The organism is Mucilaginibacter terrenus, assembly GCF_003432065.1.
In the GTDB taxonomy this organism is placed as follows: domain Bacteria; phylum Bacteroidota; class Bacteroidia; order Sphingobacteriales; family Sphingobacteriaceae; genus Mucilaginibacter; species Mucilaginibacter terrenus.
In genome coordinates this window covers 157,526-170,951 of record NZ_QWDE01000002.1, presented here as the reverse complement: position 1 = coordinate 170,951, position 13,426 = coordinate 157,526, and the positions used below count along the sequence as shown (strand labels likewise).

12 protein-coding genes and 1 tRNA gene are annotated in these 13,426 nt (G+C 40.8%); 8 read left to right on the top strand and 5 right to left on the bottom strand.

The features are described from left to right. Positions 1 to 44 precede the first annotated feature (44 nt). Positions 45 to 560 carry a glutathione peroxidase gene (locus tag DYU05_RS11360; protein WP_117383166.1) on the top strand — a complete coding sequence of 172 codons (516 nt, stop codon included), beginning with the start codon at positions 45 to 47 and terminating at the stop codon, positions 558 to 560. A 77-nt stretch (positions 561 to 637) separates the two neighbouring features. Here DYU05_RS11360 and DYU05_RS11355 read toward each other — a convergent pair whose 3' ends face one another. From DYU05_RS11355 to DYU05_RS11345, 3 genes are read right to left on the bottom strand one after another with little or no spacing between them, the layout of a single operon-like run. Next, a complete protein-coding gene (locus tag DYU05_RS11355; RefSeq protein ID WP_117383165.1) occupies positions 638 to 1,414 on the bottom strand; it encodes an MlaD family protein in 777 nt (258 codons plus the stop codon). Further along, the gene (locus tag DYU05_RS11350; protein ID WP_117383164.1) at positions 1,411 to 2,196 is read right to left on the bottom strand and encodes an ABC transporter ATP-binding protein; all 786 of its coding nucleotides are present in this window, start codon (positions 2,194 to 2,196) and stop codon (positions 1,411 to 1,413) included. The genes DYU05_RS11355 and DYU05_RS11350 overlap by 4 nt, the downstream gene beginning before the upstream one ends. A gap of 1 nt (position 2,197) precedes the next feature. Next, positions 2,198 to 2,971 carry an MlaE family ABC transporter permease gene (locus DYU05_RS11345; protein ID WP_117383163.1) on the bottom strand — a complete coding sequence of 258 codons (774 nt, stop codon included), beginning with the start codon at positions 2,969 to 2,971 and terminating at the stop codon, positions 2,198 to 2,200. 343 nt (positions 2,972 to 3,314) lie between these two features. Here DYU05_RS11345 and DYU05_RS11340 point away from each other — a divergent pair, with 343 nt between their 5' ends. The 5 genes from DYU05_RS11340 to DYU05_RS11320 all read left to right on the top strand — a co-directional run bounded on the left by DYU05_RS11340 (position 3,315) and on the right by DYU05_RS11320 (position 9,736). Next, positions 3,315 to 3,974 (top strand): NAD(P)H-binding protein, encoded by a 660-nt coding sequence (locus tag DYU05_RS11340; RefSeq protein ID WP_117383162.1) that lies wholly within the window; start codon positions 3,315 to 3,317, stop codon positions 3,972 to 3,974. Next, positions 3,971 to 5,836 (top strand): ABC-F family ATP-binding cassette domain-containing protein, encoded by a 1,866-nt coding sequence (locus DYU05_RS11335; RefSeq protein WP_117383161.1) that lies wholly within the window; start codon positions 3,971 to 3,973, stop codon positions 5,834 to 5,836. Before DYU05_RS11340 ends, DYU05_RS11335 begins: the two co-directional genes overlap by 4 nt. Continuing rightward, positions 5,837 to 6,076 carry a CBU_0592 family membrane protein gene (locus tag DYU05_RS11330; protein WP_205771860.1) on the top strand — a complete coding sequence of 80 codons (240 nt, stop codon included), beginning with the start codon at positions 5,837 to 5,839 and terminating at the stop codon, positions 6,074 to 6,076. Positions 6,077 to 6,117: 41 nt separating this feature from the next. Next, positions 6,118 to 7,980: a tRNA uridine-5-carboxymethylaminomethyl(34) synthesis enzyme MnmG gene (mnmG, locus tag DYU05_RS11325; protein WP_117383160.1), complete on the top strand. Its 1,863-nt coding sequence runs from the start codon at positions 6,118 to 6,120 to the stop codon at positions 7,978 to 7,980. A gap of 115 nt (positions 7,981 to 8,095) precedes the next feature. Continuing rightward, a complete protein-coding gene (locus DYU05_RS11320; protein ID WP_117383159.1) occupies positions 8,096 to 9,736 on the top strand; it encodes an Ig-like domain-containing protein in 1,641 nt (546 codons plus the stop codon). Here DYU05_RS11320 and DYU05_RS11315 read toward each other — a convergent pair. Next, positions 9,726 to 10,238: a gamma carbonic anhydrase family protein gene (locus tag DYU05_RS11315; RefSeq protein ID WP_117383158.1), complete on the bottom strand. Its 513-nt coding sequence runs from the start codon at positions 10,236 to 10,238 to the stop codon at positions 9,726 to 9,728. The two genes, DYU05_RS11320 and DYU05_RS11315, sit on opposite strands and share 11 nt — an antisense overlap. Positions 10,239 to 10,314: 76 nt before the next feature. Here DYU05_RS11315 and DYU05_RS11310 point away from each other — a divergent pair. Next, a tRNA-Gly gene (locus DYU05_RS11310) sits at positions 10,315 to 10,387 on the top strand. A gap of 5 nt (positions 10,388 to 10,392) precedes the next feature. On the opposite strand, the gene nadB is transcribed toward DYU05_RS11310, so the two are convergent. After that, a complete protein-coding gene (gene nadB, locus DYU05_RS11305) occupies positions 10,393 to 11,985 on the bottom strand; it encodes an L-aspartate oxidase (protein WP_117383157.1) in 1,593 nt (530 codons plus the stop codon). 408 nt (positions 11,986 to 12,393) lie between these two features. Between nadB and nadA the strand changes: the two genes are divergently transcribed. Continuing rightward, on the top strand, positions 12,394 to 13,386 hold the full coding sequence (gene nadA / locus DYU05_RS11300; RefSeq protein WP_117383156.1) for a quinolinate synthase NadA: 993 nt from the start codon (positions 12,394 to 12,396) through the stop codon (positions 13,384 to 13,386). The last annotated feature ends 40 nt before the right edge of the window (positions 13,387 to 13,426 follow it).

Below are 13,426 nucleotides of genomic sequence, written 5' to 3'. Positions count from 1 at the left end.
TTTTACGTTCGTAAACTATTCACACACAACAACTTTTTGAAACCATGAAAACACTCGCGCTTATTTTAACGCTGACGTTCCTTACTGCTGCGCCATCATCAGTTTACGATTTTAAACTTAAAAACATTGATGGCAAGCCTTTTTCGCTTGCTAAATACAAGGGCAAAAAGGTACTTATTGTAAATACGGCATCTAAGTGCGGATTTACACCGCAATACGCTGAATTACAGAAACTTGCTGATCAATACAAAGATAAGTTAGTAGTGGTTGGCTTTCCTGCTAATAACTTTGGCCAGCAGGAGCCGGGTGCGGATACCGAGATTAAAACCTTCTGCGAAAAAAACTATGGTGTAACCTTTCCTTTAAGCACTAAAGTAAGTGTTAAAGGAGATGATATCGATCCATTATTCAAGTATCTTACTACTGAGACAAATCCAGATTTTACCGGCGAGATAAAATGGAATTTTGAAAAATTCCTGATAGACGAACATGGTAAATTGATACACCGTTACCGTTCTACTACTAAGCCGTTGGATCCAGCTATAACAAGCGCTCTTTAATATAAATAGAGCTTAAACGAAAAGAGCGATGTGGGATGCCACGTCGCTCTTTTTGTTTGGATAATTTGAAAAGAGTTTTAATCCTTCTTTTTCGCTGCTTTTTCCTTAGCTTTTTGGATATCCTCTTGCGCTTTCCGTATTGAGTCCTGCTTAGCCTTTTTTGCCTTTTCTTTCTTCTTGAAGAACCCACGCAGCAGGAAGTTATGTTGTGCTGCCTTTAAATCTTCGTTTAAGGTGGCTGTTGTAGCATGTACGCCTTTCATTGTTGTTTTTGCCTGGCGTACTGTACCTTCCAAGTCTCGGGCTATCTTGTCGTCGTTCAATAAACGCCCTATGCTGCCTTTCCCGTTGTTTACTTTGGCTACAATCTGAGATAGGTTACTGGTAAGTGTCTCCGCGTTGTCGGCCACACGGGTAAGCTTATTTATAATCTTGTCTACATCTACGGGGTTAACCGAAGTAAGTTCATTACCCTCGCCTACTTCCTCGGTACTGTTTACGCCGCCCGGGGCAATTACCACAAGTTTATCGCCCATAAGGCCGTCGCTACCAATGCTAAGCTTTGAATCCTTTTTGATAAACTTCTTTACCGAATTGTTCAGGCTCAGATCAACCCTGACAGAGCTATCGGTTACGATGTTAATAGATTCCACCACGCCTACGTTTATACCGGCAAAACGCACGTTATTGCCCACGGTAAGCCCGCTAACGTTCCGGAATACACCATACACTCTAAAGGTGGAGTTGAACAGACTTTTTTGATTGCCAATAAAAAACACGGCCAATAGCAATATTATAAAACCAACTAAGGTAAATACGCCAATTTTTATTTTTTGGGAGGATGTTGTTCTCATTTTGTTTCTGTGAAAAAAGATCTTACAAATTCGTCGTCTGAGTGCTGTAGCTCGTCAAAATTACCTTCAGCTATATAGGTACCATCACGCATAACTACTACGCGGTCTGCGGTTATCTTTGCGCATTCCATATCATGGGTAATGATGATGGATGATGTTTGATATTTCTTTTGCATATTAAGGATCAACTCACTTATCTCCCGCGAGGTAATGGGGTCTAATCCGGTTGTTGGTTCGTCGTATAACATTATTTCGGGCTTTACGATAAGGGTACGAGCCAGGCCCACTCGTTTGCGCATCCCTCCGGACAAGTCTGATGGCATCTTGTCTACTGCATCCATCAACCCTACGCCTTCAAGCACTTCTTCTACCCTTGTGTCTATTTCCGCTTTGTCAGCCATTTTAAGCACGCGGGTAAGGGGGAACTCCAAGTTTTCCCTCACCGTCATTGAGTCGTACAGTGCACCGCTTTGGAAAAGGAAGCCAACCCTTGTACGAAGCTTTTTAAGCTCATCTTCATCCATGCCGGCCACATCATCTCCAAACACCTTTACCGTGCCGTTATCGGGCGTTAAAAGCCCTACTATGCATTGTATGGTAACTGACTTACCCTGCCCTGATTTACCAAGCACCACAATGTTCTCACCCTTTTTAAGCTGAAGAGAAATATCCTTTAATACTTCTTTTGAGCCGAAGCTTTTAGATATATGGTCAATGTCCACAACAATTTCCCCTTCGTGGCCAGTGGCGGCATTTTCTCCTTTGTATTTTACCTCTGCCATCTTAATAGAATAAAATACTGGTGATCTGTACAGCAATGGCATCTATAACAAAAATCCACAGCGAGGCTGTTACCACCGCCGAATTTGCCGCCAGTCCAACGCTTTCGGTGCCCTTATCAGAGTGAAAACCTTTATAACAGCCTACAAAACCTATTGCAAAGCCAAAGAATACGGTTTTTACTAAAGCAGGTAAAAAGTCTATAAATTCCAACGATGCTATGCACTTGTTGAAGTATAAGGAGAAGCTAACATCATCACTAAAGTTTAAGGCCAGAAAGCCGCCAAAAAGCCCGATCACGTCGCCCATTAAGGCGAGTATTGGTACCATAATGCTGGTTGCGAGTATGCGCGTTACTACCAGGTACTGCGTGGGGTTTGCGCCAGATACTTCCATCGCATCTATCTGTTCGGTAACCTTCATACTCCCCAGTTCGGCACCTATGCTGGACGCTATTTTACCAGCGCAAATTATGGCTGTAATTACCGGGCCCATTTCTCTTATAAATGCAACAGCAAGTGTTTTTGGCAACATGCTTTCGGCACCCATTTCAACCATAGAGGGCCTTAGTTGAAGAATTAACACCAACCCCATTATAAATGACGTTAGCCCTACCAGCATAAAAGATCTGTAGCCTATTTCATAACATTGGCGAACGAATTCAGACCATTCGAAACCGCCCATAAATATATTGCGGATAAACCTGGAGAAGAAAACGCCTTGTTCTCCAATGTCTTCCAGCCATTTCCTGTACCCGGGTACTACCTGTTCAGCCATAATGCTTTTGTTACTTGACGCTTATAAACAATTATATTATCGAATGTTTTTCGGAACTGCTATTATACTCTCACAGTTTGTGTTAAGGCATGTAAGAGATAGACGTTTATAATTGGTTGTTGTATAAACGTTTAAGATAGAGGTTTGTTTACACCGCTAAATTCGTCTGATTTCAACTTCACCACCTTGTGCATTTTTTATAGAATACTATTAATCAGCTAGTTAACTTAAAATACACACTATTCTCAAAAGTTTAGTTTAGCCCTTCCTGACAGTTTAACAACACATCTGCCGATTGTACTATTTTATTTATGCGTATTTTTGCGTTTTCAATTGAACTTCAATGGCATACAAGGCAGTTATAGCAGGAGCAAGCGGATTGGTAGGTGGAGACTTGCTGCAGGTACTGCTGCAACATGACGAATATGACGAGGTGCTGGCCATTGTACGTAAAGAGCTGCCTATACAGCACAAAAAGCTGGTTCAGCTGGTGATAGACTACAACAAGTTGGCTGAATATGCCGGATCTATAACCGGGCACGCGCTGTTTTGCTGTCTTGGTACCACCAGAGCTAAGACACCAGATTTGAAAGACTATCGCAAAATAGATCATGATTATCCGTTGATATTGGCACAACTTGCGAGCCAAAACGGAGTAGACCAGTACCACCTGGTATCTGCTATTGGAGCAAACAGTTCTTCGATGAACTTCTATAGCAAAATTAAAGGCGAAACGGAGGAAGACATCCAAAAAGTTGGTTTAGATACGCTGCACATTTATCAACCATCCTTATTGGTTGGCGACAGAAAGGAAAACAGCAGGGTCATGGAAGGATTGCTTACCAAAGTGATGTCGGTAATTAATCCTTTACTGGTTAGCAGTCTAAAAAAATATAGAAGCATTAAAACCAGCCAGGTAGCGTATGCAATGTTCAGGAAATCATTAGATAACAGTAAAGGTGTATTTATACACACTACAGATAAGATACAGGAGATCAAGTGAGTACATTTATTTCAGCAGAGAATTTAGGACAGTCATTTCATGATGTTTGGTTATTTAAAAACCTTACCATCGGCATTAATCGCGGCCGTCGCGTAGCATTGGTGGGCATCAATGGCGCAGGCAAGTCCACATTGTTAAAAATTTTGTCGGGCGCTATAAAACCTACAGAAGGTAAAGTAGCTCAGGCACGGGATCTTAAGATAGGTTACCTGGAGCAAGATCCGCATTTTAAGAATGCGGTTACTATCAGCGATTATATTTTCCATGCAGACAACATACAGCAGCAGCTTATACGCAGATATGAAGAGCTGCTGGAAAATGATCCTGAAAATTCCAAAGCTTTAGATAAGGTGATGGAGGAGATGAGCGAAATAGATGCCTGGGAATATGAATATCAAATTAAAACCATCCTGGGTCGTTTGGACATCCATCATCTTAATCAGCACATTAACACCTTATCAGGTGGACAAAAGAAACGTTTGGCTTTAGCTAAGCTGTTGATAGAAGACCCTGAGTTGTATGTGCTGGATGAGCCAACCAACCATTTAGATATTGATACCATTGAATGGCTGGAGAAGTTACTTACCGAAGGCAACAAAACCATTTTAATGGTAACTCACGACAGGTATTTCCTGGATAATGTTTGTAACGAAATATTAGAAATAGACCGCGGTAAAATAGTCCCTTATGTAGGTAACTACGCTTACTACCTTGAGAAGAAGGCAGAGCGCGAAGCCGCTGACGAGGCTACTTTTCAAAAGAACAGCAACTTGCTTCGTAAAGAGTTGGAATGGATGAGGCGACAGCCAAAGGCTCGTGGAACCAAATCCAAATCGCGAATAGATGCTTTTTACGACCTGGAAGAAAAGACGAAGAATAATGGCGGCAAGCAAACAGTAGAGCTTAGCGTAAAAACAGCAAGGCAGGGAAATAAAATTATGGAACTGCACCATGTTGTAAAAGGCTTTAACGGCAATACGTATATAAACGACTTCAACTATATCTTCAAAAAAGGAGATCGTATTGGGCTTGCAGGTAAAAACGGATCCGGTAAATCTACTCTGCTTAATTTGATTACCGGACTACTCCACCCGGACAAAGGCGAAATAGTAAAAGGAGAAACAACTGTTATCGGCTATTTTAACCAGGCAGGGTTATCTTTTAAAGACGATGAGCGTGTAATTGATGTTGTAAAAAACGTTGCCGAGTTTATAACAATGGCTGACGGTAAAATGATATCAGCTTCTGCCCTGCTTACGTTATTCTTATTTCCGCCTAATAAGCAGTACGGCATGATAGCCAAGCTGAGCGGTGGTGAAAAGAAAAGGCTGCACTTAATGAGCATCCTGATGAAGAATCCAAATTTCCTGATTCTGGATGAGCCAACAAACGACCTGGATATTGACACACTGAATGTGTTGGAAGAGTTCTTAACTAATTATCCCGGCATTTTAATGCTGGTATCGCACGACAGGTACTTACTTGATAAAATGACAGATCAACTGTTCATCATGGAAGGAAACGGACAGGTAAAGATTTACAACGGAAACTATTCGTCATACCGGTTAGAGCTTGAAGAAATTAAACAACAAGCAAAAAAGCCTGCACCTGAACCGGTGAAAGCTGTTGAGGCTGTAAAAAAATCAAAGCTCAGTTATAAAGAGGAGAAAGAACTCCAAACAGTAGAACAAGAAATTGCAGATCTGGAAGCTAAATTGAAAGCTGTAAGCGATAAACTAAACACAACGGGACTCAACAATGCAGAGATTATAGATTTATCTAAAGAAGCAGAGAAAATAAGCAATGAACTAGACTTAAAATCGTTAAGGTGGATGGAACTAACAGAATTAAAAGAAGCCTAAATGAAAGCGTCGGATATCATTGCTTCGGCAGGCGTTATTGTGTTACTTATTGCGTTTGTGCTGAACTTGAATAAAAAGCTAAGTGCAAACAGCCGCTGGTATAGTGGGATGAATTTTGTTGGTGCAGGGCTTTGCTGTTATTCATCTTACCTGATAAGTTTCTACCCTTTCATCGTTTTAGAAGCCATTTGGGCAAGTTTCGCAATTTACTCGTTTGTTAAAGTTCCACGTGGAACATAGATACACTTAATGAGGTATGTTCCACGTGGAACATGAATAGTATGTTTAAAAAATATAACGTAATAATAGTTGGTGCCGGCCATGCCGGATGTGAGGCAGCTGCAGCTGCAGCTAACCTGGGTTCATCTGTATTGTTGATTACAATGAATATGGGTACAATTGCCCAAATGAGTTGCAACCCGGCCATGGGTGGCGTAGCTAAAGGACAGATAGTACGTGAGATTGATGCACTAGGCGGATATTCAGGTATTATAACGGATAAAACATCGCTTCAATTTAGAATGCTAAACCGTTCTAAAGGTCCTGCAATGTGGAGCCCAAGAGCACAAAGTGATCGTATACGTTTTGCGGAAGAATGGCGTATTGCACTGGAGAAAACACCTAATGTAGACTTTTGGCAAGACACCGTAACATCTGTTCTGGTTAAAGGCAATACAGTTGCAGGCGTACGCACATCTATAGGTGTCGAGATTGAAGCCGATGCTGTAGTTCTTACAAACGGCACGTTTCTAAATGGAATAATCCACATAGGTGAAAAGCGTTTTGGCGGAGGAAGAACGGGTGAGAAAGCAGCTACAGGTTTAACTGAGCAGTTGGTTTCTTTGGGTTTTGAATCTGGCAGAATGAAGACTGGTACCCCGCCGCGCGTTGACGGTCGCAGTTTAAACTACAGCCTGATGGAAGAACAATGGGGCGATGAAGAACGTGGCCGTTTTTCTTTCACAGATGTTGAGCTGGCTACTGACCAACGCTGTTGCTGGATAACCTATACTAACGATAAAGTACACGAGACACTAAAAGAAGGCTTCGAAAAGTCGCCTATGTTTACGGGACGCATTAAAGGCTTGGGTCCTCGTTACTGCCCTTCTATAGAAGACAAGATCAATCGCTTTGCAGAAAGGGACCGTCATCAGATATTTGTAGAACCAGAGGGCTGGAACACGGTAGAAATTTATGTAAACGGCTTTTCTACCTCGCTTCCGGAAGATGTCCAATATCGCGCGCTGATACAAATACCAGGCTTTGAAAAAGCTAAAATGTTCCGCCCCGGATATGCTATTGAGTACGATTACTTCCCTCCTACGCAGCTAGGGCTAACGCTCGAAACCAAATTGGTAAGCAACTTATATTTTGCAGGACAAATAAATGGCACTACTGGTTACGAAGAAGCCGCATCGCAGGGTTTTATAGCAGGTATAAACGCACATCAAAAAATACATGATCAGCATGAATTGATCCTTAAAAGATCAGAATCTTATATAGGTGTATTAATAGATGACTTGGTTACCAAGGGAACAGAAGAGCCTTACCGAATGTTTACTTCACGTGCAGAACACCGCCTATTATTAAGGCAGGACAATGCAGATATTCGTTTAAGCCCAATGGGTCACGAACTTGGCTTGATATCAGATGAACGGCTTGAAAAGGTAAATAAAAAGATAAAGGACAGCGACGATATAGTTGCCTATACCAAAGCCAAAACCATTGAGCCATCTACAGTAAATAGTTTATTGGAACAGGTTGGTACAAGTCCGCTTAATCAAAACACTAAAATCTTTAACCTGATTAGCCGACCGCAATTAGGCTTTGTTGAGATGAGATCGGTAGATAACTCATTACAAGACCTTTTAGCTAACTATGATAAAGAAACAATTGAGCAAGCTGAAATAAAAATTAAATACGAGAGTTATTTCATCAAGGAACTGGAGATTGTAGATAAGATGAAGAAAATGGAAGACCGTTCAATTGATCCTAATTTTAATTATCATCAACTTGTCTCTTTGTCAAAGGAAGCGCGCGAAAAACTGATGAAGATAAAGCCGAGAACGTTAGGCCAGGCTTCACGAATTTCGGGTGTATCCCCGTCTGATGTGTCTGTTTTAATGGTACATGTGTCAAGATAATACATAAGATACTAATAATCAATACCTTATAAAATACTTGATTTAAGACGCTTTTTCTAATTTTTGATATCAGCGTTCATAAAAACATAAAAATGCCTCATAAGGCAAAAAAACGATGTTAAAATCAAAACGGTTTTATTTACCTACATTTCTCTTATACATTTCCCTGGTTTTGGTACTTGCAGGCTGCGCTGCTCAGCAAAGGCCGCAGGGTGGGCCCCGCGACCTTACACCACCGAAGGTTTTAAAAGCTACTCCGGAAAATGAGACCCGAAATTTTAAGAGTAAACAAATTCGGTTGGATTTCGACGAGTATTTCAAACTGACAAATCAGTACCAGGAAATAAGCGTAACACCAGCACAAGAAAAGCAACCGGAATATAACATCAGTAGCAAAAGCCTGATCATTGATTTCAAGGACACGCTTCAAAAAAATACTACTTACGTTATCAATTTCGGGAAGGCTATAGTTGACGTTAACGAGGGTAATGTCCTCAAAAACTTCACCTACGTTTTCTCGACAGGTAACCATATCGATTCGTTGAGTATCTCTGGCGATGTAATCAATACATCAACCCAGCAGAAAGAAAAAGATGCTACAGTTTTCTTATTTCCGATAAGTCAGGATTCTCTTTTATTCGGTAAGAAGAAGCCCTCTATATTCGCGACTACGGATACAGCTGGCCATTTCTCATTGAATAATCTCCGGGAGGACACTTATCGTATTTACGCCTTAAAAGAAGTAAGTCCCGATAAAATCTTCAATAATGATAATGATCTTATTGCGTTTCTAAAAAATCCGATTGTAGTTAATAAGGATACATCAAACATACAACTAAAGCTATTTAAACAATCGCCAGAGAAATTCCGGCTCGCGGAGAGAAAGTTTACACCAGATGGTAAGATGTCCTTTGTATTTAACAAACCGGTAGACAAGCCTGCTTTAAAGATTATTTATCCAGCCAACGTTGATGCTCAAAAGATAGTAGAATTCAGCAGGACAAAAGATACTGCCCTGGTTTACATGCGCAACATGGATTTCGACTCTATTAGGGTAGCATTTACTAATAACGGACAGCCATTAGATACCACCAGCCTCTTAAAAGGCCGGAAAGAAAGCTTCCAAAGGAACTTACTATTTACTTACAATATCAATCGTGATAACAGGTTGAGGCCGAATGCCGACTTGCTTATTACAGCCTCCTTCCCTATCGAAAGTTTTGATCAGTCTCAAATATCACTCACGGAAGATTCTGCAGCAGTTAACTATACAATTCAGAAAGACACTGGCAGCATAAGGCGCTATGTCTTAAAATACCGCTGGCGGCAGAACAGCAAATATCAGCTGATTTTTAATGAAGGTGCATTCACTAATATATACGGAGATAAGAACAAACGAACAAGCAAAGCATTCACAGCTGATAAGCCTGAAAACTATAGTCAGCTTACTATAAAGGTTAATGTACCAGAGGCTGATAAGAACTATGTAGTTGAATTACTGGACGCGAATAAAATGCTGCTTAGAAGCGACGTAGTAACAAAAAATACTTTGTTGGTATACACCAATTATATAACCGGCAAATACCTTGTGAGGGTTATTTATGACGCAAATAAGAATGGCCGCTGGGATAGCGGTAATGTAAAGCTACGTGCCTATCCGGAGAACATATGGCTTAGTCCTAAAGAGATAACCTTAAGGCCAAATTGGGAAGCAGAAGAAGTGCTGGATATTCCTAAGGAACAAACTAATCCTTAAACCAACCAGAGTACATAATGTAATTTTGCGGCAGCTTATCTAATAAAGCTTTTTGCTCATCGGTTAGCGGCTTTATTTTTTTTGCCGGGGAACCCGCATATAAATAGCCCGTTTCACAAATGGTTCGTTCAAGCACTACAGATCCTGCACCTATAATCACATAACGCTCTACAACTGCATTGTCCATTACTATAGCGCCCATACCTATTAATACATTATCGTGCAGGGTACAGCCGTGTACAATTGCGTTGTGCCCTATTGATACATTATTGCCGATGTTAGTAGGCGCCTTTAGATAGGTGGCGTGTATGCAAGCCCCATCCTGTATATTGGTGTTATTACCTATTTTAATATAGTGTACATCGCCACGTATTACAGCGTTAAACCACACTGAACAGTTAGCGCCCATTACTACCTCGCCCACTATAGTAGCGTTTTCAGCAATAAAGCAATCATCTCCCCAAACCGGAGTTTTGTCTTTTACTGGCAGGATTAGTGGCATGGTTGTAATTAATAAATATTGAAAGAGTGAATTAGCGATTAAACGACATTTTATCTATGTTTGATGCATAATACAAGCGGAAATAGCTCAGCTGGTAGAGCATCAGTTTCCCAAACTGAAGGCCGCGGGTTCGAATCCCGTTTTCCGCTCAATCTTAAAATACTGTATCCTCCAGTACCTGAGCATGTTCAGGATAATCAGTTGTGTAGTGTAAACCCCGGCTCTCTTTACGCATCATAGCCGATTTAACAACTATATAGCTTACTTGTATTAAGTTTCTTAGTTCACAAAGCTTTACAGACAACTTCGTTTGCTTATAAAAATCTTCAGTTTCCTCGTATAACAAACGCAGCCTGCGCATGGCTCTTTCCAGCCTAAAATCAGACCGTACTATACCCACGTAATCATTCATCAGCTTTTGCATCTCACGAATGTTATGCGTTACCAAAATATCCTCGTTTGATAACTTTACCCCATGCTCGTTCCAATCCGGAATAGCTGGCGGCAACACATTAGCCTGGAAATCCACAACAGCATCCTGATATATACGGTGGGCAAAGACCAGCGCTTCCAGCAATGAATTAGATGCGAGACGATTAGCGCCATGCAAACCGGTAGAAGAGCATTCGCCACAGGCGTACAAACGTTTTATAGAAGACTTGCCCACATGATCTACCAGTACACCGCCACACATATAGTGGCAAGCAGGCGCTACTGGTATCATATCCTTAGTCATATCCAGGCCTATTTCCAGGCATTTAGCATATATGTTTGGGAAATGTTCCATTATATCTGCTTTCTTTTTATGCCGAATATCCAGATAGACAAAGTCCTCACCAGACTTCTTTATCTCAGCGTCTATAGCACGTGCAACAATATCCCTAGGAGCCAAAGATTTACGCGGATCATACTCCTGCATAAACTCTTCTCCATTGGTACGTTTTAAGATACCTCCAAAGCCTCTTACCGCCTCTGATATAAGGAAAGACGGATATTCACCAGGGTTATACAAAGCCGTTGGATGGAATTGAATAAACTCCATATTACGGACCTTTCCCTTTGCCCGGTAAACCATAGCCACGCCATCACCGGTAGCAATGGTTGGGTTGGTAGTAACTGAATAGATATGACCCGCACCACCAGATGCCATAACCGTTACCTTGGAGAGTATCTTTTCTACCTGGTTTGTTTCGGTATTAAAAGCATATATACCATAACAGGTAATGTTATCTGAAGACTTCTTAACCATTTCACCCAAGTGATGCTGGGTTATCAGATCTACCGCAAAGTAGTGAGTTAATATTTCTATGTTAGGTTCCCTGTGTATCTCTTCCAGCAAGGCCCGCTCAATTTCGAAACCGGTAATATCCTTATAATGTAGTACCCTAAATTCGGAGTGGCCACCTTCTTTAGCCAGGTCATAAATACCATCATTGGTCTTATCAAAGTTAGTCCCGTAGTCTATAATCTCCCTAATACGCTCAGGCCCTTCTTTAACAACTGCTTCAACAACTTCCTTATCGCAAAGGCCATCACCTGCAATCAGGGTATCATTTATATGTTTTTCAAAAGAATCTTCTTTTTTATCAACAACTACCGCAACGCCGCCCTGGGCGTACTTAGTGTTACTTTCGTCTTCATTAGCCTTTGTAACTATCAGAACCTTACCGTGCTTTGCTGCCTTAAGAGCAAAACTTAATCCGGCAATGCCCGACCCTATAACCAGGAAATCAACAGTTCTATCCATGTATATCTATGTATGGTGTGTAAAATTAGTACTTATGTGGATAAGCGGTACAAAAGGTGTTAAATTTGTGTAAGTAAAAACTTAGAAATAGTTTAACACGTTAACAACTCGGTTTTGCGGCCATTTTTCTAATACTTATCAGAAATTTGTACGACGCTTTTTTGTGAATATTAACATTTTATTAGGCAAGTAATTATTAACAAATAAGTTTTTAAATTAATATTTGAATGTTGTACTTGCTTAAAAATGAGCTATGTAAAAAATAAAAAAGCGTTTAAAATTGTTAGTAAAAATGGAAAAACAACTTTTAGCGTAACACGTATCACAAATTCTTAACATAACTAACACCTTAATAACAATAGCTTTTTTCTTTATATAAAATTAAGTTATTATTAATTGAACTGTTGAATGGATATCTTCGAAGAAATAAAAATGAAAGGTTTTCATGATGAGTACATAGACCCATCGCTGGACCTTTTTGCTGAAATAGAAAAGTTAAAAAAAGAGAAAAATGCAGTTGTGCTTGCCCATTACTACCAGGAAGGAGACATTCAGGATATTGCCGATTATATTGGCGATAGCCTTGGCCTTTCTCAGCAAGCTGCTAAAACTGACGCGGATGTTATCGTCTTCGCCGGTGTACATTTCATGGCCGAAACAGCTAAAATTTTATCACCAAATAAGAAGGTTTTATTACCGGATCTGAAAGCCGGCTGCTCTCTGGCCGATAGCTGTCCCCCGCATTTGTTCAAAAAGTTTAAAGAGCAATACCCTGATCACCTGGTGATTACCTATGTGAATTGCACTGCCGAACTAAAAGCACTTAGCGATATTGTTTGTACCAGCAGTAATGCGGTGCAAATTGTGGAAAGCCTGCCACCCGAGCAAAAGATCATCTTCGGACCGGATAGGAATTTAGGGGCTTGGGTCGCAAAGAAAACTGGCAGAGATTTAGTATTGTGGAATGGCGCCTGCATGGTGCACGAGATATTTAGCAGGGAAAAGATAACAAAGCTTAAAGAGCGTTATCCTGCAGCCAAGATACTGGCCCACCCGGAATGTGAGCAGGTTATATTAGAATTAGCAGATTACATAGGATCTACCACAGGAATACTAAAATATGCTACCAGCAGCCCTGAGACGGAGTTTATTGTAGCAACAGAAAGCGGTATTATCCACCAGATGGAGAAGGATAACCCTGGTAAAAAGTTTATACCTGCGCCGCCTAACAATACTTGCGCCTGTAACGATTGCCCGCACATGAAGCGCAATACATTGGAAAAATTGTATCTGTGTATGAAAAATGAAATGCCCGAGGTGACTGTCCCCGGGCACATCATTGAAAGAGCTGTAAAACCTATTGAAAGAATGCTGGAAATATCAGCAAGGCTAGGTTTATAGAAAGGCAGTCTAAATAGAAGCCTGGTGTAGGTTTTCCACT

What these genes read in the sequence shown, in the direction of transcription:
- DYU05_RS11330 (WP_205771860.1), top strand. Translation starts at nt 5,837, where the DNA reads ATGAAAGCGTCGGATATCATTGCTTCGGCAGGCGTTATTGTGTTACTT.
- DYU05_RS11360 (WP_117383166.1), top strand. Translation starts at nt 45, where the DNA reads ATGAAAACACTCGCGCTTATTTTAACGCTGACGTTCCTTACTGCTGCG.
- DYU05_RS11350 (WP_117383164.1), bottom strand. Translation starts at nt 2,196, where the DNA reads ATGGCAGAGGTAAAATACAAAGGAGAAAATGCCGCCACTGGCCACGAA.
- DYU05_RS11320 (WP_117383159.1), top strand. Translation starts at nt 8,096, where the DNA reads ATGTTAAAATCAAAACGGTTTTATTTACCTACATTTCTCTTATACATT.
- DYU05_RS11315 (WP_117383158.1), bottom strand. Translation starts at nt 10,238, where the DNA reads ATGCCACTAATCCTGCCAGTAAAAGACAAAACTCCGGTTTGGGGAGAT.
- mnmG (WP_117383160.1), top strand. Translation starts at nt 6,118, where the DNA reads ATGTTTAAAAAATATAACGTAATAATAGTTGGTGCCGGCCATGCCGGA.
- nadA (WP_117383156.1), top strand. Translation starts at nt 12,394, where the DNA reads ATGGATATCTTCGAAGAAATAAAAATGAAAGGTTTTCATGATGAGTAC.
- DYU05_RS11345 (WP_117383163.1), bottom strand. Translation starts at nt 2,971, where the DNA reads ATGGCTGAACAGGTAGTACCCGGGTACAGGAAATGGCTGGAAGACATT.
- DYU05_RS11355 (WP_117383165.1), bottom strand. Translation starts at nt 1,414, where the DNA reads ATGAGAACAACATCCTCCCAAAAAATAAAAATTGGCGTATTTACCTTA.
- DYU05_RS11340 (WP_117383162.1), top strand. Translation starts at nt 3,315, where the DNA reads ATGGCATACAAGGCAGTTATAGCAGGAGCAAGCGGATTGGTAGGTGGA.
- nadB (WP_117383157.1), bottom strand. Translation starts at nt 11,985, where the DNA reads ATGGATAGAACTGTTGATTTCCTGGTTATAGGGTCGGGCATTGCCGGA.